This window comes from Nitrospirota bacterium (assembly GCA_015233895.1).
Classification (GTDB): domain Bacteria; phylum Nitrospirota; class Thermodesulfovibrionia; order Thermodesulfovibrionales; family Magnetobacteriaceae; genus Magnetomonas.
Window position 1 is genome coordinate 69,101 of the sequence record JADFXG010000006.1, and the last position, 21,194, is coordinate 90,294.

At 41.7% G+C, this 21,194-nt stretch carries 16 protein-coding genes; 3 read left to right on the forward strand and 13 right to left on the reverse strand.

What is annotated here, in order from left to right:
• Nucleotides 1-19 precede the first annotated feature (19 nt).
• Nucleotides 20-829 (forward strand): hypothetical protein, encoded by an 810-nt coding sequence (locus HQK88_06475; GenBank protein MBF0616445.1) that lies wholly within the window; start codon nucleotides 20-22, stop codon nucleotides 827-829.
• A gap of 74 nt (nucleotides 830-903) precedes the next feature.
• On the opposite strand, the gene HQK88_06480 is transcribed toward HQK88_06475, so the two are convergent.
• The 9 genes from HQK88_06480 to HQK88_06520 form a co-directional block, all read right to left on the reverse strand.
• On the reverse strand, nucleotides 904-1,461 hold the full coding sequence (locus tag HQK88_06480; protein ID MBF0616446.1) for a TMEM165/GDT1 family protein: 558 nt from the start codon (nucleotides 1,459-1,461) through the stop codon (nucleotides 904-906).
• A 47-nt stretch (nucleotides 1,462-1,508) separates the two neighbouring features.
• A complete protein-coding gene (locus tag HQK88_06485) occupies nucleotides 1,509-2,273 on the reverse strand; it encodes a DUF1829 domain-containing protein (GenBank protein MBF0616447.1) in 765 nt (254 codons plus the stop codon).
• An 82-nt stretch (nucleotides 2,274-2,355) separates the two neighbouring features.
• Entirely contained in the window at nucleotides 2,356-3,318 is a 963-nt protein-coding gene (locus HQK88_06490) for a DUF4062 domain-containing protein (GenBank protein MBF0616448.1), read from the reverse strand.
• 108 nt (nucleotides 3,319-3,426) lie between these two features.
• Complete coding sequence (locus tag HQK88_06495) at nucleotides 3,427-5,202, reverse strand: sensor histidine kinase (protein MBF0616449.1); 1,776 nt, start codon at nucleotides 5,200-5,202, stop codon at nucleotides 3,427-3,429.
• Between the two features lie 188 nt (nucleotides 5,203-5,390).
• On the reverse strand, nucleotides 5,391-6,425 hold the full coding sequence (locus HQK88_06500) for a hypothetical protein (protein MBF0616450.1): 1,035 nt from the start codon (nucleotides 6,423-6,425) through the stop codon (nucleotides 5,391-5,393).
• Nucleotides 6,422-8,305, reverse strand: coding sequence for an anion permease (locus tag HQK88_06505; GenBank protein MBF0616451.1), 1,884 nt, complete (start codon nucleotides 8,303-8,305; stop codon nucleotides 6,422-6,424). Before HQK88_06505 ends, HQK88_06500 begins: the two co-directional genes overlap by 4 nt.
• A 14-nt stretch (nucleotides 8,306-8,319) precedes the next feature.
• The gene (locus HQK88_06510; protein ID MBF0616452.1) at nucleotides 8,320-9,438 is read right to left on the reverse strand and encodes a metallophosphoesterase; all 1,119 of its coding nucleotides are present in this window, start codon (nucleotides 9,436-9,438) and stop codon (nucleotides 8,320-8,322) included.
• A gap of 138 nt (nucleotides 9,439-9,576) precedes the next feature.
• A complete protein-coding gene (locus HQK88_06515) occupies nucleotides 9,577-10,551 on the reverse strand; it encodes a glycosyltransferase family 2 protein (GenBank protein ID MBF0616453.1) in 975 nt (324 codons plus the stop codon).
• 23 nt (nucleotides 10,552-10,574) lie between these two features.
• The gene (locus tag HQK88_06520) at nucleotides 10,575-10,862 is read right to left on the reverse strand and encodes a hypothetical protein (protein MBF0616454.1); all 288 of its coding nucleotides are present in this window, start codon (nucleotides 10,860-10,862) and stop codon (nucleotides 10,575-10,577) included.
• Here HQK88_06520 and HQK88_06525 point away from each other — a divergent pair.
• Both HQK88_06525 and HQK88_06530 read left to right on the forward strand, forming a co-directional pair.
• Entirely contained in the window at nucleotides 10,843-11,994 is a 1,152-nt protein-coding gene (locus HQK88_06525) for a glycosyltransferase family 4 protein (GenBank protein MBF0616455.1), read from the forward strand. The two genes, HQK88_06520 and HQK88_06525, sit on opposite strands and share 20 nt — an antisense overlap.
• Nucleotides 11,995-11,998: 4 nt before the next feature.
• Nucleotides 11,999-13,117 carry a glycosyltransferase gene (locus tag HQK88_06530; protein MBF0616456.1) on the forward strand — a complete coding sequence of 373 codons (1,119 nt, stop codon included), beginning with the start codon at nucleotides 11,999-12,001 and terminating at the stop codon, nucleotides 13,115-13,117.
• A gap of 24 nt (nucleotides 13,118-13,141) precedes the next feature.
• Here HQK88_06530 and HQK88_06535 read toward each other — a convergent pair whose 3' ends face one another.
• Genes HQK88_06535 through HQK88_06550 form a run of 4 tightly spaced genes read right to left on the reverse strand, consistent with a single transcriptional unit; the run spans nucleotide 13,142 to nucleotide 20,906 of the window.
• Nucleotides 13,142-14,476: a response regulator gene (locus HQK88_06535; GenBank protein ID MBF0616457.1), complete on the reverse strand. Its 1,335-nt coding sequence runs from the start codon at nucleotides 14,474-14,476 to the stop codon at nucleotides 13,142-13,144.
• A gap of 45 nt (nucleotides 14,477-14,521) precedes the next feature.
• Nucleotides 14,522-17,458, reverse strand: coding sequence for a response regulator (locus HQK88_06540; protein MBF0616458.1), 2,937 nt, complete (start codon nucleotides 17,456-17,458; stop codon nucleotides 14,522-14,524).
• A gap of 8 nt (nucleotides 17,459-17,466) precedes the next feature.
• Complete coding sequence (gene cheB / locus HQK88_06545; protein MBF0616459.1) at nucleotides 17,467-18,558, reverse strand: chemotaxis-specific protein-glutamate methyltransferase CheB; 1,092 nt, start codon at nucleotides 18,556-18,558, stop codon at nucleotides 17,467-17,469.
• Nucleotides 18,555-20,906 carry a hybrid sensor histidine kinase/response regulator gene (locus tag HQK88_06550; protein MBF0616460.1) on the reverse strand — a complete coding sequence of 784 codons (2,352 nt, stop codon included), beginning with the start codon at nucleotides 20,904-20,906 and terminating at the stop codon, nucleotides 18,555-18,557. The genes cheB and HQK88_06550 overlap by 4 nt, the downstream gene beginning before the upstream one ends.
• Between the last annotated feature and the right edge of the window lie 288 nt (nucleotides 20,907-21,194).

Sequence of the window (21,194 nt, forward strand, 5' to 3'; positions counted from 1 at the left end):
AGCCGGGGGGGCCTAAGATATGTCAGATGATAAGCAGGTATTTGGGGAGCCGGTAATAACCGGAGACAATGGTGGTAGCGGAAATGGCAGTAATATGGCCATTACTATAGAAAAAGTTGAAAATATAGAAGTAAAAGGAAAGCCAAAAGTTATTGTGGTGCGAAATATCGTCGAGAAGCCCAAAACTATTAGAAAACTGAATTGCTGGGAATTTCATAATTGCGGGAGAGAACCTGGTGGTAAGCATGTGGAGAGGTTTGGGCTGTGTCCGGTAGCAACGGCAACATCTTTTAACGGACTTCATGGGGGAATAAATGCAGGCAGGGCGTGCTGGGCAATTTTACCTTCTATTGGAAAAAAGAAAGAATCTTATGCCGCTAAGATACGAAGATGCACAGAATGTGAGTTCCATCAGCTTGTTATCAAAGAAGAGGAAAAGTACCAGAGTGGAGTAAAACATTTTAAAAAACATAAAAAAGAAACAAAGGCAAAGACATTTAAAGAACCTGGATTTATTAAGCACATATATGAAAAGAGCAAACACACAGCCTTTGAGGATGATACCGAAATAGAGTCAATTATTATCTCATTGTTGATAGGCTGGGTAAGTCTGTGTCCATCGGTTAGTATGCTTGAGGGTAGTAAGAGGCTGTGTAAAGAGGACCTGGTTGATGAACTAATGATTATTGACGCCATAGCCGACCACCCCAGAAGCAGAGCGGCAACAGTTGTTGCTAAAACCATGTTTAAAGCACTGAGAAGACAGATTGGTGGCTATTTTGATCCGCTTATAGATAAAGTAAAACCCAAAGGCGATAAGAAAAGTTAGCAAATGCGGCACTGATTGGCAGACAAGGTGTGGCTACTACAGGACATGATTGTAGTTGTCATCTTATCTATTAATTAGTGAAGTGCGATATAAAGGCTGTACAGACCATAGAGTATAAAAATAAGAGCGGCTATCCATTTAACAATTTTTTCTGGAATGTTTTTACCCATAACCACCCCAACTATAATACCAAAGCCATCGGCTACCATCATTCCAACCGTTGTGCCAAGCCAAACGGCCATCAAAGAGTTATACTTTGCGGCTAGAGTTACTGCAGCAAGTTGTGTTTTATCACCCATTTCAGCCACAAAAAATGACACTGCAACGGTCCAAAACGGGCTCATCTCAGACTTCTTATCCTCGCATTGCAAGTCGTCTCCCTTAATAGTCCAAAGTCCAAACATAATAAACGCAACGGCAGCAGCCACATTTATATAAACCATTGGAACTATCCGTGTAACATACGTGCCAGCCAGGGCAGCTAACAGGTGATTGGCAAGGGTTGCCACAAATACCCCCAACATTACCGTATGCCACTTGTACCTTGCCGCCATACACATGGCCAGAAGCTGGGTCTTGTCTCCCATCTCGGCAATGAACACTACAAGTACTGATGCTAAAAATGCTGTCATAAGTTTGGTTTTCTCATAGGTTTTGCGATTCTCTCAGCTTGCCTGTTTTATGCTGCCAACTCTTCTCGGATTTCTTCACGTTCACTCCAAAGCACGGGTTTGACATTATAACTTTTTATTGCGTCCAGAACGGATGCCGCTGGAGCATGTTCCGAGTCGTTCAGAAACGCATAGGCCCGTGAATTTGCCGGTCTAACAACTTTGGTGTCAAACCATGAAAAAGCAACTCCCTCAGCTGAGTCGCGGCCTGGCCTGTTTATAGCTTTAAGGATGCGTTCCGGCTGTTGCTTTGATGCAGGAATAACAAAGTCAAATCTATGAACAAATCCACTTTTGCCAGTAAAATTTATGTTTGGAGTGTATCGTATATCACACAATTTTAACCATGAAGTAACATCTTCTAGAAAAAGTGATGTCACCATAGGAGCAGCAAGATAAAAAAGGTCATTAACAGCCAATATCGCCTGAATTAAATTATGCTTCTTTAACGCGAAATTTTCTGATGAGGCCTGAATCGTTAATGAATTATTTTCTAGTTTTACCCCAAACCCATTCAATGTAAAAGTTAGAAGTTCCTTACGTTTCATGCTTTGTAGTTCGCAGCCTGATTGCTTAAGGTCTTCAATTGTGTACCCATCATCAGTGAAAATAAACCCATGCTCTTGCCGTTTTACATAGATTTGGAGATAATCATTATGCCTGTCAAGATAAGGTGTTGTTATCTCTATCCAGTCTTTAACCTGTCGTAGCGCTGTTTTATCTTTAAGCCATACTATATATGTGTCTATATGTTTCTGGATTTCATTAATCATAAAAAAGTCATCATCTTGTCTCATAATCTTGTATAAAATATACTTAAACCCCGCTCGCTGTCTTGAGTTGTTTTTCTGTTCCTTATCCTTTTTTTATTGCCAGAAGGTTTGACATTACAGAATTCCCCTTTTTTGTTAAAGCCCACTTTTCTTCATTGTCGCTTAATACTTCAATGAGCCCAAGTAATCTAAACTGATTTAATATTTGACTTATAAAATTGTCGTCTAACTCTAATTCACTAAGATAACTGTCTTTCATACCCAAGTGTTTGCCTAGCATAGTGTACAAATTAATTAATACTTCATATCTGGAAATTCCTTTTATCATTGACGGGGAAATTTTCTTAAATATATCATTCCAAGTGGTTGTAAGTGAACGAGTCTTTTCATTAAAAGTATAATTAATAATAAAAGAATCATCACCCTGTGCCAAACTTTCAATATCTCCATGTGGTCTGTTTGACTCAGCTTCCAGTTTTTCTTCTAATTCCTGAACTTTTTGTCTTAAACTAAGTATTTCCAATTCACTTTCTTCAGTGGCTACTTTATCGGCTCTTACCCAGCCGGTTGCTGGATTATTGTCTATTAATTTTTGAAGGCTTGTTGAAACAGCCAAAGCAAGGTCTTTAGATGTCTCCCAGTATTGTATCACCTTTTCCTCGTCAAGTTTTCCAATAAATGCCTCAAGTTTCTCCTTACCGGCAGGATCTTTCTCAGAGCGATCCAGTGGAATTTGCCCAGGGTTTTTATGAATAAATCCAATGATAGGTTTTCGTTTTTCTAATGCGTAGCAGTATTCTTTTTCTGTATAGCTGACCCCATCTTTACTGATTGAACCGTACCTTCCACCGATAATTACAATGTAGTAATCACAGTCATCTATAATTTTTTTAATTAATGTCAATTGATCATCATTCGCTGCCGGAAAGAGTTCCATTCCTGATGGAATACAGTCAAGTTCCAAAAGTGCCTGCATAATCTCTTGCCGCTCATCATGCAAATCATCATAAGTTGAACTTACAAATACTTGATAACGCTTATCCACTAATCCTCTCCCCCTGATTTTAATGCAAATTCGAGAGTAACATTTTGTTTGCACAAAACACAATGGCAGCAAAGAGAGCAAGAGAGGCATTGAAGGTCAGACTTTTTGTTAGGTTGCAGGTATCGTCACGGTAAAGGTGGTTCCTTTACCTACAGTGCTTTCACAATTAATAGTGCCCTTAAAGGTCTGGGTTATAAGATTATAAAGTATGTGCAAGCCTAGCCCTGTGCCTCCCCCTGCCCTGTTTGTCGTGAAAAACGGATTAAATATCTTGCTAAGATTCTCCTCCGGGATTCCCTTTCCGTCATCGATATACTTTAATACAAAAGAATCATCGGTACTTGATATTTCTATAGTTATGACCCCTTTGTCAGCCTCGTTATAAGCGTGCATCAGGGAGTTTATTACTAAATTTGTGATTATCTGCGCCAATTCTCCTGGGTAACTGTTTATCTCCATATCGGGCGGGCAATCAAGTTTAATTTCTATTGAGGTGTGTTTTAATTTAGGACTAAGGCTTGTTATCACCTTTTCGATATAATCTTTGATGTTAAATATACGCTTTTCATGCGATGTCTGATCGGCTGAGACTAATTTGAAACTCTTAACGAGTTCGCTGGTTCGCTCAAGGTTAGCTAAAATAAGCTCGCTGGATTTCGTGGCATGTGTAAAATAGTTAAAAAGCTCATCTTTTTTTGCGGTCTTATTATTTATCGCAACTGAGAGTTTGCTTGTCACGTCCTGCAGGTGTGAGGCAGCGGTGACAGCAATTCCAACAGGCGTGTTTATTTCATGTGCAACACCGGCTACCAACCCGCCAAGGGCTGCCATTTTTTCAGATTCCACAAGGTGCTGCGTGGCTTTCTTTAACTCGCTTGTACGCTCAGTTACGAGCTCTTCTAAATGATTCTGATATTTTAACAATTCATGCTGAGCCATGATTCGCTGCCGGATGTTAACAAGGAGAATAACGATAAAAACAATCAGAACGGTTATGAGCGCCGTAACTCCCCATATCACGCGTTTGTATTTGAAGTAAAATGTCTCCGGTTTATTTATAACAATGGCTCCAGCAGGCAAAGATGAAATATCTATGTCAAACCTCTGCATCACATTATAATCAAACATAAATGTGTTGGGACTTTTCATGATTACAGGTATATTGTCTGCTTTTTCGCCGTTTAATATTCTAATAGCAAGTTTACCTGCTGACTCACCCTGGTAGAAACTGTTTTTAAGCATACCGCCAACTATACCATACCCCAGCATGTAGTCAACCCCGCCATACACAGGCACCGATGATGCACGCGTTATTTGAGTTACTGCCATTGACGGTGTAAAGTCCTCACCATTTCTGTCTTTAAAAAAGGAAAGATAAAATACAGCCGTATCAGGCTTTAATTTGCTGACAAGTTGTTTGACCTCATCCATTGTTGAGTTGTCAAGATATGTAAAGTTAATCGTCTGTTTATACTTACCAATTGCATTATTAAAAGAGTTCTTTTCTAAAATTCCAGTTGTTGTCATGTCGCTGATAACTATAAACTGCTTCAGTCCAGGATTTAACTTCAGTGCTAAATCCACTGTTGCTTCATAATCTGACCCTTCATTAACACCCGTAAAACCCTGATACCCTGCTGTTTTTTCTGGTGTGTAATCATTTATGCCACAAAAAACAAATGGCACTCCTTTAAAAAGCTCTTCCCTGTATTGTTTGACAAAGTCAAGCGCATCGTCATCGGTTACGATTATAATCTCAAAATGTATTTTTTTGTACTTATGTTTGAATAATTCACTCAATATCTTGTAATACTCAGCGCTTTTAATACGTTTTGTATCCATGTACTCAATGTGAAGGGTGATTTCCTCCTTTTCTTTAAACAAAGACTCCACTCCCCTCACTTGATTGTCCGTCCACAGATAACCTTTATTGTAGGAGTTTAACAATAAGATGTGTTTTTCATATTGACCATTTTTGGCAGAGGCATAAGACTTGCATTGCATCAATATGAAAAACAGACAAACTACTAAAATTGTCGTTATCGTGATATATTTTTTCATAACATACAATTTCATTTATAGAAATGGTTGCTTGCTCTTGCGCTTGCCTCATACACCTTTGGCAAATCAAAATGGAATTCCTTAACTCTTGAATCATTCATTGAAACCACAAACTGTGAGGTTACGGCAATTGGAATATCTTTTGGATGAGTTTTATTATCGAGAATATCTACAGCCATCTTAGCTGCTACAGTACCCTGTTCAAAAGGAGACGTGGCTATAGCCAGCATTCCGCCATCATCACCAAAGAATGCGTTTGTACCGATAACCGGCACTTTAGAATGTTTTATAGTAAAATCTATCAGTTCTTTAGGCGGTACAAGTTCAGATGTGCCCTTAGAACGTAATATCTTTCTGTAGTTTGAAACCAGTATGTAATCCACGCTTTTAGAGGCATTATCAACCGCATCCCTCCACTCATCCAGTGTGTTGACTAAACATGTGCCCTCAAGTTTAACTGGATTCCAGTTGTATTGTCTTATCCATTTCTCATCTCCCATTACGGTCTCAGATTTATCACCGATAAAAAACACCTTTATTGGACCTGTTTTACCCGCCATATGTGAAAACGTCTGTAACCCCTCCTTAACTGCATCTAAAGGAAGCCGTTCAAGTATTCCGGTAACGTTTTGAGCTTTGTCGAAGCGATAGTCCTCGATTTCATTATTAACGCCTGAAAATACAATAGTTATCTTTGGATTGTTATTATAATATTTAGCAACATACTCCTGTGCATCATCATCAACTGCTATGATGACATCGGGCTGCCACTTATCTATCATACTCCTTGCTACTTTCCCTGAGTTTTCTTTAAACTCACGCCATGGATGACGCTTTGTATCAAGATAATGCCATCTGACAAAGTAATGGGTTTTGTTTTTTAATACACGATTAATTCCAACATTAATGTCCCTGACCCACCCATAGCTAGTGTCATAACTGTGCAGGATGAGCACACGCTTTTTGCTTAGATTAAACGGTAGCAACATCAATATAACCTCAAAAATGAAACAAACAATCAATAGATTAAAATACTTCTTTTTCATAATATCCCCCGCATTTTCCAATACGGAACAGCCGCATAAATCGCTACAAGTTTTATTACATTAACCAACATATTAAGCCTCAGAAATGATTTCTCTTCATAGATTTTCTCGGTTAATGTCATATCCTGAAACTGCATATAGTAAGAGCACTGATATGGAAATACCCACATTTCACCTAAAACCAAAATAATAAACCCAACAAGCCATGCGTTCAGTCCGGCCACATCCGCTAAGGGCATAAACACGGCCGCTACGAGAACGATAGCTGCGTTAATCGGCATTGCAATGCGCATGACAAACATAATACCGGCCAGTATCAGGACGAAAACACCAAAGTTGTAGTGCATATAAGGTATCAGCACTGAAAGATGCTTAGCTATCAAAGTATCAAGCCCCACACTTTTCATAGTTTGAATAATGCCAACAACTGAGGCAAGGTAAATTAAAAACGGCCAGTCAACTTTCTCTCTGAAATCATCTTTTTTAAGACATCCAAAAAGCAACAACCCGTAGAGAATTGACAAACCAATCCACGGAGGTTGTATCTTATGGAGAGAGTACGTCAAAATCCCCAGTACAAAAAAAAGTACCCCTACGATAGCTGACCACTCCTGTAAGGACAGGGGGCCAAGGAGCCTGAGCTGCACTCGGATTTGGTCGGATGAAACTTGTATGGCTTCTTTATTTCTGTACATTAAATAAGTGGCTACATATACAATTACAAGAAGTACAACACCTGTAACGATGGATGCAACAAGCCACGATAACCACTGAAACTCCTCCTGTACCTGCATTGGCATCATACCCAAAACCACAAAGTTAACTGACTTGCTGGTGATAAACATCCCTGACAACAGCGTGGTACCGGAAAATGTTGAAAATGCAAGCCTTGATGCTGCATTTTTCCCGGGAGTTAACTTACAAGTTTCAATAATATCTTTCAGAAAAGGGCTCAGCAGAGCAATTCTGCCGTTAGCAGTAGGAATAATCGGAGTAAGCACAATACCTGTGAAAGTTAAGATTAAGTTCAAGACAGACTGGGTTTTAGGTAATTTCAATATCAGAATAAGTATAACCCGATAACTTAGCCCGGATATAACAATAACAGTGCCTAAACCAAGAACACTCATAGCAAGGAAAAATCCGTCTGAGATGAAACCTGAAAGCACAACATCCGTGTCTGCAACTCCTATACACAAAAAAGCCAATATCGCAAAAAGCCCGGGAACAAACTCGTCAACCAGCTTAAAAATCCACATGAGTACGGTTGCGGTGAATATTCCTATAAAAAAAATTGCATTTAAATCCAGACCGTGTTTGTAACTCAGCCACAGAGCTAAAGGGGAAAAGATAATTACACAAATCCAGCCTATGGCCTTATTAAGCGGCACCTTGTTTTTATCCTTAGATTTCTTTTTGTCTGTTGTTACATCAACTTTTTTGTTGTTTTCGTTCTCTAAGGCTACATTGTTACCAGTAAAATTCTCCAGCAGAGAGAGAATAAAATCGCCTTTAATTTCACGTGATATTTTAAGAGCATCAATTTTGTCCCTCGGAATCATTAAAACCGTAGCATCGGTAAGCACAGTGGCACACGTTACATATCGAGGGAGTTCAGAGCAGCTTTCAAGCCCAATTTTTCCCTTGCTGGTAATTGTCATAGAGGAAATTTCAGAGAATAGCTTTACCTCTCCTGTTATCACCATATAAAGAAACTGGGCGTGCTGCCCCTGAGTATAAATAGTCTGCCCTGTAGTAAAAGATTTAATCGCTACGTAAGGCAACAGCCGCGCAAGTTCTGCATTCTTAGCTTTTGAGAATATGTCGTCTTCTTGCAGATATGAACATATCCAGTCACTTTTTATTAAGTGCTCTTCCAATACTAAACGCTCCTTTAATCTACTTTTTCGATTAGATAGTGATCTATTTCTGCACCCTCCGTGTTAAAAACGTGCAGAGTTACAAACATATCATATACGTTAACCACGACAAAGTGAAACTGGCTGCTGATTTCCGGAGGGGTATCGAAAGTTATACATTTTTCGCTGTCAGTCAGGCAACCTTTGGAGTTTGCCAGAGGGGCTCCGGCTCCGCCGCAGACAACCTCAACAATACTGTTTTTCCACTTTGAGTCCATCTCTTTATTAATCAGCTTTCTTGCATAAAAATGATCGTGTCCAGAAAAATAGGCATCTATGTGGTGATACGCTTTATCTCCATCTGTGTTATCAAGAGTCTGCCACAGTTTTTGCAGGCTTTCGTTGTAAGTTCCACCAAATACTGCCTGCCCTTTAGTCAAAGGATGATAAGAATTATATACGGTAAAAATAGGTGTATGTGCAAATACAAAGGTAAACGTTGCTTTATTATTTGAAACTAACTCATGTTTGACAAAATTTAATTGCTCCTTATCCATCCATCCGCTTAAGTCGTATTTTTTGTGTTCGTTAAGCTCATGGGGAAACAGATATGTATCCATGGTGATAAACAAGGAATTATTCCACATAAACGAATATGCGGCATTATTATTCCACCCCTTGATACACCTCCCCTGCTCTGGGAACTTGCTCAGTCCCTCGTTGTTAAAATCTTGAAAATCCTTTTGTTTTTGCAGATAGCCGGATTCCGAATCTGAGTCATAAAGCTCGTGGTTACCCAAAGCTATGGCAATTGGTAATTTTTCATCGTAAAGCGGCTGCATTATTTTTTTCCATGTTGCATAGTTTTCCTTATTAGCCCTTACTGCAAGGTCTCCGTTAAACATGATAAAAGAGGGCTTAATACCGTTTTTGTAATATTTTTGAGGATTATCTATATAGGCTTTAATTGTAACAACTAATGGCGCAAGTGAAGGGCTTACCGCAGCGTCAATTTTCCTGTCAGCTCTGCTGTCTCCAAACACTATAAAACTAAATGGCTGCTTTACGCTGGAACAATCCTCGCTATATACCGCACTGGAAAATGGAAATAATAAAGCTAAAACTACTAAGAAAACTCTAAAAGACTTTTTCATATATCCTCCCTTAAAGTTAGTAATCATTGAGTGGTAATCTTAACAGTCTATGAACAGTAATGTCAATGCACATTCGTACAATTGCCTTATGTAATCTTATATCTTTGGTGATAAGGCAAAAAAGTTCTTGAGTTTAACTTAGCTTGTACTGTCGTTGTTTATACCATAAATCTTATTAACTATGTAAAGTGGCCGCCTTTTGGCTTCTGTATAAATCCGCCCAATGTACTCACCCATTATTCCCACACTTAGAAGTTGAATTCCCCCGATAAACAGTACTGTGACCATTATGGAGGCGTAACCGGGAACGTCTATCCCTTTAACCAGTGTTTTTATTATCACAAAGGCTGCAAAAAAAAGAGACAGCAAAGCAATGGAAAACCCCGCATAAGTCCAAACCTTAAGCGGTGTTGCACTGAAAAGAGTTATTCCATCTATAGCAAAATTCCAAAGTTTCCAGTAATTCCATTTAGTTTTGCCGGAAAACCTCGGGTCTCTGTCAAAAAATATACCGGTTTGCTTAAAACCCACCCATGCAAAGAGTCCTTTCATAAATCTGGTGTTTTCAGGGATTTTGTTAAGCACGTCAACGACCCGCCTGTCAAGAAGCCTGAAATCACCGGTATCTCTTGGGATGTCTATATCGGTAATGTAATTAATAGTCTTATAAAACATTTTAGCTGTGAGACGTTTCATAAAAGACTCTCCGGAGCGTGAACTTCTGACGGCATAAACAACATCATAGCCTTCATGCCACTTTGCAATCATTGAGGTGATTAACTCCGGTGGGTCCTGCAGGTCACTGTCTATTGGGATGACGGCATTTCCTCTTGAAAAGTTAAGCCCTGCAGTGAGAGCCAGTTCTTTACCAAAATTACGGGAAAGGTCAACAATTGCAATGGCAGGGTTATTTTGTCTCTCCTTCTGAAGTCTCACAAGAGTATCGTCAGAACTTCCATCATTAACACAAATTATCTCGTAACTTAATCCGGTTGACTCAAGAATTGGCACTAACCGCTGAAAGAATACTGCCACATTTGACGATTCGTTGTACATAGGTACCACAACAGATATTTGGCATTCAACTTGATGTATTTTCTCTTGTTCCAACATTTTTCTCCCTAACCGCCATGGTATCATACATACGATAGAGTCTGCTTGTCAATTGCCTGTTTTTTAAGAAATTTTTTCCAGTTAAGACAAAGCAGAGCGTTGAAATATTTATACAGTTTTATGCCGCTAAAGAAATTTATTATCAATAGCCTGACACTTTTTATTTTTAATATGGTTTTGGTATTATATAAATCATGGCCAAAAATGTGTTTATATGTTGTGTTGCTGCTCAAGCTCCCGTTTGTGGCAGGTTTAATGAGTGCAACCTGATGCTTGCACATAACTTTTATTATGGGGTGTAATGTTTCCATAGATGTCCGCCTAATCGGCTCCTCTGGAATTGGAAGGTATATATCTTGCCTTTTAAAAGCAATATCCAACCGTGATGACATCAATCTTACCTTTATCGGCGACAGGGGAAAAATCTATCCTCTTTTAAGTAACCCTGAAAGCCACAGAATAATTCACTACACCGATTCCGTATTCACTATGAGTGAGCAACTATTCATGCTTAGCATGCTTCCTCCGGAATGTAACCTGTTTTTCGCCCCCCATTTTAATGTACCTATTTATCCGTTTAAAACCATTAAACGTGTTGTCACAATTCACGACATGTTTTTGCTTGCACATTTCAACACACTCACTATGAAACAGAAATTATATTCCAAGGTTATGTTAAACACGGCAGCCTCACTCTCAGATAAGATAATCACAGTTTCTGAGTTTTCAAAATCTGAAATAATAAAATACACAAAGCAGCCATCCTCTAAGGTAGTTGCCATACATAACGGAGTGGACAGGGAGGTTTTTAAGCCATGTGAGGATAAGGCAGCTCTGACACAGCTCAAGGAACGGTTAAACCTGCCAGAGAGATTTATTCTCTATGTGGGAAATGTAAAACCACATAAAAATCTGATGAGGTTGCTTAAGGCTTTTGAGATGCTACTGTCCGAACCTGACTTCAAAGACCTGAGGCTTGTTATAGTAGGACAGACGGAGGGGTTCAGAACAGGTGATGATGAATTTCTGAGGGCTGTTAACGAGGATGCACAACTCAGCCGGCATGTTTTAATCAAAGGCATTTTAAGTGATGCTGATTTGCCATATTATTATAACCTTGCTGCCGTGACAGTGCATCCGTCCCTATACGAGGGGTTTGGGCTTCCTCTTGTTGAGGCAATGGCATCCGGTTGTCCTTTGGTCTGTTCAAATATTGCACCCATGCAGGAGGTATGTAAGGGAGCTGCCCTATACTTTGACCCGCTTAAGACTGAAACTATTGCCGAGGGGTTAAGGGAAATGCTTACGAACGAAAAACTCAGGATGCGCATGATTAAGCACGGACTTAAACGCTCTGAGTCCTTTAGCTGGGAGCGAGTCTCAGAGCAGCACGTAAAGGTATTTAAGGAAATAGTCTATACAAACCAAACAAGAGAGTATTAATAGCGTGAAAGTGCTACAGTTTGGAAAGTATTATCCGCCGGCACCACCTGGCGGCATAGAAGTTGTCATGTATAACCTTACCGAGGGAATAAACAAAGAAGGCACAAGGTGTGATGTCCTCTGTTCTAACACCAATGCCACCTATTCTGAGGAAATCTATAACGGCTACAACGTAATCCGTACAAAATCCTACGGAAAGATCCTCTCTACCTCAGTCTCACCCCAGTTGATCTCGAAATTTATAGATATTAACAAAAACTACGACATTATCCACGTGCATTTTCCTGACCCGCTGGCAAACCTTGCTGTTTTGCTTGCCAAACCGAAAAATAAAGTTGTCCTTCATTGGCATAGCGATATTGTAAGACAACGTCTGCTGCTTAAACTCTATGCGCCGGTTATGCACTGGCTTATGAAAAGAGCAGATGCTATAATTACCACAACCCCTACCTACATTACCTGCTCCAGGCATCTTAATCCGTTTGAACATAAGGCTGTGACAATCCCAATCGGAGTGGCAACAGAGCATCTTGCCTCGAACAAAGAGGAGGTTGCAGCCATAAGAAAACTCCATGAGGGTAAGAAAATAATCTTCAGCCTCGGCAGATTGATCTACTACAAGGGGTATGAGCATTTGATTAAAGCTGCCTCAGAGCTTGGGGAGGGCTACTCTGTAATAATAGCCGGAGAGGGCCCGCTTAGAGAGCGTCTTAGCAATATGGTAAAATCAATGGGACTCAGCGACAGGGTTTTTCTGCCCGGACACATTCCCGACCGGCAACTGGGCACATACTATGAGGCCTGTGATTTATTTTGCCTGCCCTCGGTTGAACGCTCGGAGGCTTTTGGAATAGTCATTATTGAAGCCATGTCGTTTGGAAAACCGGTGGTAGCCACAAAACTTGCCGGTGTCGGATGGGTTAACCAGCACGGCGTAACTGGTATAAATGTGGAGCCCGGGGACCCCACCGAACTTTCTCATGCCATTAAGTTGATTCTAAACGGCAAGGAGATGTACAACAGGTTTTCTATTAATTGCAGGGAACGGTTTATGAACTTCTTTACAAGAGAAAAAATGGCACAGTCCGCTGTAAAACTCTACAAAAATTTACTCGGCAGTTAGTTAGGAATTTGCATACTTCCCCTCCTATGAGTGTGGAATTGATATTTTAAACAGTGCTCCGCCGCCTCTGTTTTCTGCCGAAATAGTACCTCTCATGTTGCTCTCTATTATTATTTTTGATATGTAAAGCCCGATTCCTGTGCCGTCTGACTGCTCTTTCGTTGTGAAATAGGCATCAAACACCTTAGAGAGAATATCTTCAGGAATCCCACCCCCGGTATCCTGTATCTCTGTTACCACAGAGTTGCCATCTGTGTTAATTACGATTGAAATTGCACGCTCCCCTGACTTATCTCGTGCTAAGATAGCATCCCGTGAGTTGGATAGTATGTTTAAAATTACGTGCATAAACTCATTACGATACCCTGTAACTGTTAATTTGCCGTTGCCAATGCTCTCAACGGTTATCTTAATAGAGCTGATCTTTATCTGTGACGATAATATCCGTATGACCTCATTTATCGCTTCAACCACATTAAATTCGGTCATTTTTTTAGAAGGCATGAAAAACTTTCTGAAATCGTCTATCGTTTTTGCCATAAACCCTATCTGTCTCATTGACTCCTCTACGTTTATATCAATGTAGTTCTGATTGAGCTGTCCGGCAGAAAAAGTATCTCGTAAATCCTGAACCAGTAGCGCAAATGAGTTCAGTGGTTGTTTCCACTGGTGGGCTATAACTCCAAGCATCTCTCCCATTGTAGCCATCTTTGAGCGGTGAACCAATAACTGCTCATGCTCAAGCCTTTTCTTTGTCTCCTCCTCGACACGTTGCTCTAATATACTGTTAATTCTGGTTAACTCGAATTCCTTTTCAAGTAACTGCTTGTTTTGGTCAATAACCTTTTCGTAAGTAGTCACAAGGAGATTTAAAATCTGACGGCGCTCAGGATTTAATACGTAATTCTTCCCGCCCATCGTTAACTCAATCCCAGTCTTTGGGTCAGATGGGATGTGCTCTGTCTTATACAATTTTATCAACTGCTCTATCCTGCTGATTAAGGATTCCTCTGAGTATGGTTTTATTATGAAGTTATCCGCCCCGCTCTCAAGTCCCTTTATTATATCCTCGGCTGCTGACAGTTGAGTAAGCAGTATTACTGGGATGTTTTTTAGTATGTCATCATTTTTAACCTGTTTGCACATCTCATAGCCATCCATAATTGGCATCTGAACGTCGCTGATTATTATGGCAGGATACGGCTCCTCTTTCAGAAACTCAAGGCCCTCAAGGCCGTTTCTGGCTATCCTCACTTTATACCTGTATCTGAGTAACAGGTTTTTAAGAAACACCGCCTGACTAAGGCTGTCCTCTACTAATAAGACATCTATACCGTCCTTCTGTTCATGTTCTGCCATAATTCGCCCTTTTATTTAGGTAGTGTATTTCTTACACTGCTGTTATCAGCTGTGCTGTTTTAGCGGATTATGCCGCTCTATAACCTCTTTCAATTCTGCGGCTCTTATCGGTTTTGTTACATAATCATCCATACCGGCATCAAGACACCGCTGTCTGTCTTCTTTCATAGCGTGTGCCGTCATTGCTATAACCGGTATGTGACGGGTTGACTCTGTTGACTTTATTATTTTTGTTGCCTCAAAGCCATCCATCACAGGCATTTGAACGTCCATTAAAACCATATCAAACAGTCCTTCACTAAGAATTGCTATCGCCTGTTGGCCATCCTCTGCCTCAGTTATTGAGTAACCGTGTTTTTTCATTATCCCTTTGGCAACGACACGGTTTGTAAGGTTATCATCTACTAAAAGAATGCGAAGAGTTGAAATTGCAGTTGGCACAGGCTCAGTCTTTGGCGCAGCTTTTACTACGTCAGCTTCTGCAGCCGGTTTTTTCAACAGTTCTGTTAAGGTCCTTATGACCTCTTTATACTTTATCGGTTTAATCAAATATGATGAGGCACCGATTTCCCGGCATCTTTCCACATCACCGCTTCTTTGATTAGAATTTAACATCATGACTACCGATGAGGCTGATGTCTTATCATTCAGAATATGCTCAGCCATTTTAAATCCGCCAATTCCGGCAAGCCGTACGTCAACAAACGCTATATCAAATGGGCGTCCGGCAGCTTTGGCAGCCTCCAGCTTTTTAATTGTCTCCTCAGGCCCGTTTGCCTCTGTAACCTCATTGTCGGCACAACTTAGAATGTCTCTGATTAATGTGCAACCTGTGGGATAATTACAGGACACCAGCACTTTGACATTGTTAAAACATGGCTGTTCTATAACCTCACTGACGCCGCTTATGAAAAATTTTGCTGTAAAATGAAATGTGCTGCCCTTGCCCTCAGTGCTCTGAAGCCATATCTCGCCGCCCATCAGCGTCACTAACTGCTTTGAGATGGCAAGGCCAAGGCCAGTGCCCCCATACTTTCTCGTCATTGAGCCGTCAGCCTGGGAAAAGTTTTCAAATATGTACTTAAACTTGGAGGCAGGTATTCCAATACCTGTGTCAGAGACAGTAAAATGCAGCATGACCGAATTCCCGTTATCATACCCAGGCTCCGTGTCCACCTCTACCACTACCTCTCCGGTCTCTGTAAATTTCAGAGCATTACCAACTAAGTTAATAATTATCTGCCCAAGCCGTGCCGGGTCGCCAATTAACTTTAGCGGCACACCGGGTTTTACATGGCTTGTAAGCTCAAGGCCTTTCTTGTAGGCAGATATGGACAGAGGATCGCATATGTTTTCCGTTAGCTCACGCAGATCAAAACTTATCTCCTCAAGCTCCAGTTTGCCGGACTCTATTTTTGAAAAGTCCAGGATGCTGTTTATAATCGTTAGAAGGGAATTGGCTGAATTAAGCACTGTCTCTATGTATTCCTTCTGTTCTGGCTGTAAGTTCGTGTCAAGAACCAGACCGGACATCCCAATAATGGCATTCATAGGCGTTCGGATCTCATGGCTCATGTTAGCCAGAAATTCGCTTTTGGTGCGGTTTGCTACCTCTGAGGCCTCCTTGGCTTTTCTCAGTGTCTCCTCTACCTCTTTACGGCCTGTGATATCTTCATTCACAGACAAATAGTGAGTGATAGTGCCATCGGCATCCCTTATCGGTGACACTGTGATGCTGTTCCAGTAGAAGTTGCCGTCCTTTTTTTTGTTAAGCAGCTCTCCATGCCATGTGCCGCCGGATTTTATCGTATCCCAAAGGTCTGTATAGACCTCAGGTGGAGTCTTTCCAGATTGCAAAAACCTGGGGTTTTTCCCTCTCACCTCTTGCCTGGTATAGCCTGTCATTTCACAGAATCTGGGATTAATAAAATCTATTTTGCCGTCCACATCGGTAATAATCACAGCCACCGGGCTTTGGATTATGGCGCTTGAGAGCTTAATCAACTGCGCCTCGGCACGTTTACACTCCGTTACGTCATTAATAAACCCCTCATAGTACTCCACTTCGCCGGAATCGTTTTTTACCACACGGATGTTTTGCTCTATAATCAGTTCACTGCCGTCTTTCTTTTTCAGATGACACACAAAGTCTTTTATAGAAGTGTTCTCTCTCAGTGCCTCCATAAATTTTTCATAATCCCTGTGTTTAAAATACTGGCACGAGAGGTCCTGGCAAAAGGACAACAGCTCGTCCTTACTTGAGTACCCCAGCATTGTGGTAAAGGCCGGATTTATTGAAAGGAATCTGCCATCGGGGGTAAATCTGTAAAATCCGCTGAAAGTGTTTTCAAAAAGCACTTTGTAGCTCTCCTCGGAGGACTGTAATTCCTTGGTACGCTCACGTACCTTGTTTTCAAGTTCCTCGTTGAGGGTTTTTAACTCAAATTGGGCTTTGATTAGTTCGGTGTTTTTCTGGACGGCATTTTCATACGTGGAAAGAAGCAGGTTCAGGGTTTGCCGTGGATGAGTTTTTATTGTGTAATGTTCACCGAGGAAGTTAATTTTAAGCCCTTCATCCGGGTTGTCGTCCCAACCCTTGTTTTCCTCGGAAAGAAGCGACTCTATACACAAGAGCAGATACTTTTCATCATACGGCTTTGTGATGTAGTAGTCGGCCTCGGACTGAAGCCCTCGTATGATTTCTCTAACGTCTGAAAGCGCAGTAAGTAAAATCACAGGAATATCCGATAATCTCTCTGTGTTTTTTATCTTTTGGCACATTTCATAGCCATCCATGCCTGGCATTGAAATGTCGCTTATGATTAACGAGGGGTTGTGTTTTTCTGCCTTTGCAAACCCGTCAATACCATCCACCGCAGCGACTACGTCATAGCCGACACGCAACAGCACCCGTTTCAGAAGCTCCCTCTGAATGGCGCTGTCTTCAACTATAAGCAATCTGGTTCTATGTAATTGTGACATATCAGACCTTATATACCGGTTTTTTCATTATGCGCAAATTCAACCAACACCTTTGCAATACTGCCAACATCGAGCACGTACTTGGCAGCCCCAAGCCTTATAGCCTGTTCGGGCATCCCAAAGACAATACTGCTTTTTTTGTCCTGAGCAATGGTTATGCCCCCTACCCTGCTTACAGAGAGCAGTCCGTCTGCGCCGTCGCGTCCCATGCCGGTTAAGAGCACACCCATAGCACCTCTCTGATAGCGTTCGGCAAGGGATGCCATTGTCACTGTAACAGACGGTCTGTGGCCATCAACCGGCGGAGCAGAGGTCAGTAAAAATCTGCCCTCGCTGTTAAATGTTAAGTGTTTATGGTCGGGCGCAAAATAAACGGTTGATGGCTGAGGTATTTCATCATTGCGGGCAAGTACCACCTTCACCTTACAGGCCTTATCGAGCCACTCAACAAGACTATCAATAAACCCGTCACTTATATGCTGCACACACACTATGGGCAGGGGAAAATCATGGGGCAGCGCCTTAAGGATGGCTTCAAGAGCCTGCGGGCCTCCAGTAGATGCTCCTATTACAATCATCCTCAGATTTTTGGTTAAGGAAACACTGTGAGCTTTATCTAAACGGGCTGGTACAACGGGAAAAACACCGGCTGCACCCTTTTGTCTCTTTTGTTTACTAAATGGAATCACCCCGGAGAGAATCTTTATCTTACTTATTAACTCGGCTGAAAACTCCCCTGTCTGATCAATTAAAGCACCCTGAGGCTTTGGAAACACGTCGATGGCTCCTGCCTGAAGAAGTTGAAACACATTTTGAGTGTGAGTTTCGCTTACACTGACGCTTACCACTAATGTGGGAAGGGGATGCCGGGCCATCACCTCTTTGGTAAACTCCAGGCCATCCATAACAGGCATGTGAAGGTCTGTACATATTACATCGGGACTCACTCTGGGAATCATCTCAAGCCCCTCTTTGCCGTGCCGGGCTGTGCCCACTACCTCGATTTCATCACTTGTCTCAAGCATCCGTTTAAGAGCCAGCACAGCTACAGGCGAGTCCTCCACGATTAGCACTCTTATACGTTTTTTCAAAGCTTTCATATAATAAGCCTTTTTAGTGTTTCAAGAAACACCTGCTTGTCAAATGCGGGTTTTGTGATGTAGGCATTTGCCCCCACCTCGATTCCACGCTTCATGTCCTCTTCTGAGGACATTGTTGTCACTAATATCACGGGAAGCTCTCTGTATTTAGTATCCATTCTGATATTTTCAGTCAAAGTCAATCCATCCATATTTGGCATTTGAATGTCTGAAATCACGGCATCAAACTCTGCGGTTCTCAACTTATTCAAAGCATCCAGTCCGTCCACACACGCTGTGACCTCATAGCCTGCTCCCTCAAGTATGCGCTTCATCTGAGTCCGTGTCGTAATAGAGTCCTCTGCCATTAAAATACTATGCTGTCTGGACAATGCCTCCGCTTGTTGAAGCGATGCAGAGGTAAAACCGCTGCTCCGTATCGTTTTTAGAATGTCATTCGGATTAAGCACCATGCAAACCTCGCCACTGCCCAGTATCGTAGAGCCCAGCACGTTTCGCACCCGCTTTAATATTCCACCATATGATTTTAACACTATTTCCTGTTCATCTACAAGCACATCTACTAAAACACCAAACATCTGTCCCTCTACCTTAAACATTATACAGGGAAGTTTCTGAGCCAGTGTGTCAGATTTGAGCATTCTACCGGAATCCGCCCGTTCCGTGATTTCAAGGATATCGGTTATATATAAAATGGAGACCGGATTATCCATAAATGTAATGGTCTTTTGGCTTTCTAAGTTATAAACATCCGAGAGTTTTAGCATAAAAGTAGTCATAACAAACTCAATGGGAAGAGCATAGGTGCGGTTACGGGCTATTACCAGAAACACCCTGGTGGATGAGATATTTACCGGTATGCGCAGAGTCATCTTACATCCCTCGTTTGGAACAGAGTCCATCGCGATGCTGCCCTTTAGCCGCTCCAAAGTGGTCTTAACAACGTCCATTCCTATGCCGCGGCCGGAAATATCCGTAACTATCTTATTTGTAGAAAACCCAGGTGCAAAAACGAAATTGTGGATTTCTGCCGTGGTCATTTTATCCATAACTTCACGGCTGACGAGTTTGTTCTTAATAGCGGTCTCTTTTATACTTTCTGTAGCAAGTCCCTGTCCGTCATCAAGCACCTCGATAATCACATTTGTGCTCTCTTTGTAAGCCTTAAGGAGAATCAGTCCGCACTTGTCTTTCCCAAGCCCGGTGCGAACCTCAGGGGGCTCGATTGCGTGGTCTATGGAATTTCTGAGGATATGCATAAGCGGGTCTTTTATTTCCTCAAGTACTCGCTTTTCCGCCGTTGTCTCTCCGCCTTCTACACAGAAGTTTATCTCTTTAGCTTTTTCATTTGCTAAATCTCTTACCATGCGCTTAAACGGGTTAAACACCGTAGAGAGGGGAATAAGCATGAGTTCGTGCGCTCCATGGTCCAGCTGCTGTGATACAAAAGAGATTCTTGCGCCATCTTCATAGAGGGAGTTTTTGAGGTTATTCAGATGTTTATAAAATGCCTCTTGATCGTTTGCCGATTGCACCCTCTGCTGGACGCTTAAGTCAGTGCTGCCGCCTAACTGAGGCAAAATCACTTTTTCCCACATACTTATAGTCTCTTGTATATCATTTATGCGTTGGTTTATTCTGTTTTTTATTACTACAAGTTCGCCTACATGCACCATAAGAGAGTCAAGTTTGTGGGCCTCCACACGTATGGTTTCAATTGAAGAGCGTTTTTCGCTGCTGTCAAGCCAAAGTACAACCCCATCAGCTCGTGAGACATCAGAGGCTCCGGTTTTAGTTTCCTCGGTGTCTTCATAGGGTTGGGGTTCTGAAACCGAAAGCGTCTCTTCTGCCTGAGATAACACCTTTTCAGGCTCATTGACGGGTATAACGGGTTGAGGTTTTGCTGGTGCTGGCGCTTGTGTTGCAGCATCCGGCTCCTTATGAACCGGTTTTACCAAAGCTGTAGTACTAACCCTTTCACCTTTTAACTCCTCTATCACATGTATAATATTTATATTGGAAGTCTCTCCGGTTAAAGCTTCATGAAGCAGCGCTCTTATAACGTCAAGACATTTATAGATGCTGTTTACTGAGGCTGTGGATAGCTTAGTGGTTCCGCGCTTGGCTTTGGATAACATATCCTCAAGCGTGTGGCTTACAAGCTCTATCTTATCCACGCCCATTAGTCTTGCCGAGCCCTTTAGCGAATGAGACTCTCTAAACAGTTCCTCAAGCAACCCGGGCTTATCCGGAGTTTGCTCAAGCACCAGAAGCCCCTCCTCAAGTTTCTGTAAATGCTCCTCTGTTTCCGCTTTAAATATATCTCTTAGTTCGACGTCTTCTATCATGATTAACCTCTAATTTGTAACAGGACAGTCGCCATCCGTCATTGCGAACCCCCAGGGGGTGTGGCAATCGCCGCTTTTCAAAGATAACGGAAAAACAGAGGAGATTACCACGTCGCTAACGCTCCTCGTAATGACGGATAAGAAAACGCTGCTCCACGCCATCACTGGACAACAAATCGGTGCTGTCATCGGCAACAAACCCCAGCCGTCATTGCGAGCGCAGCGTCGCAATCTCCTCTTTTATAAATACGCACTAACTCCCCCATTTTCAAAAATTCCTCAGTTTAA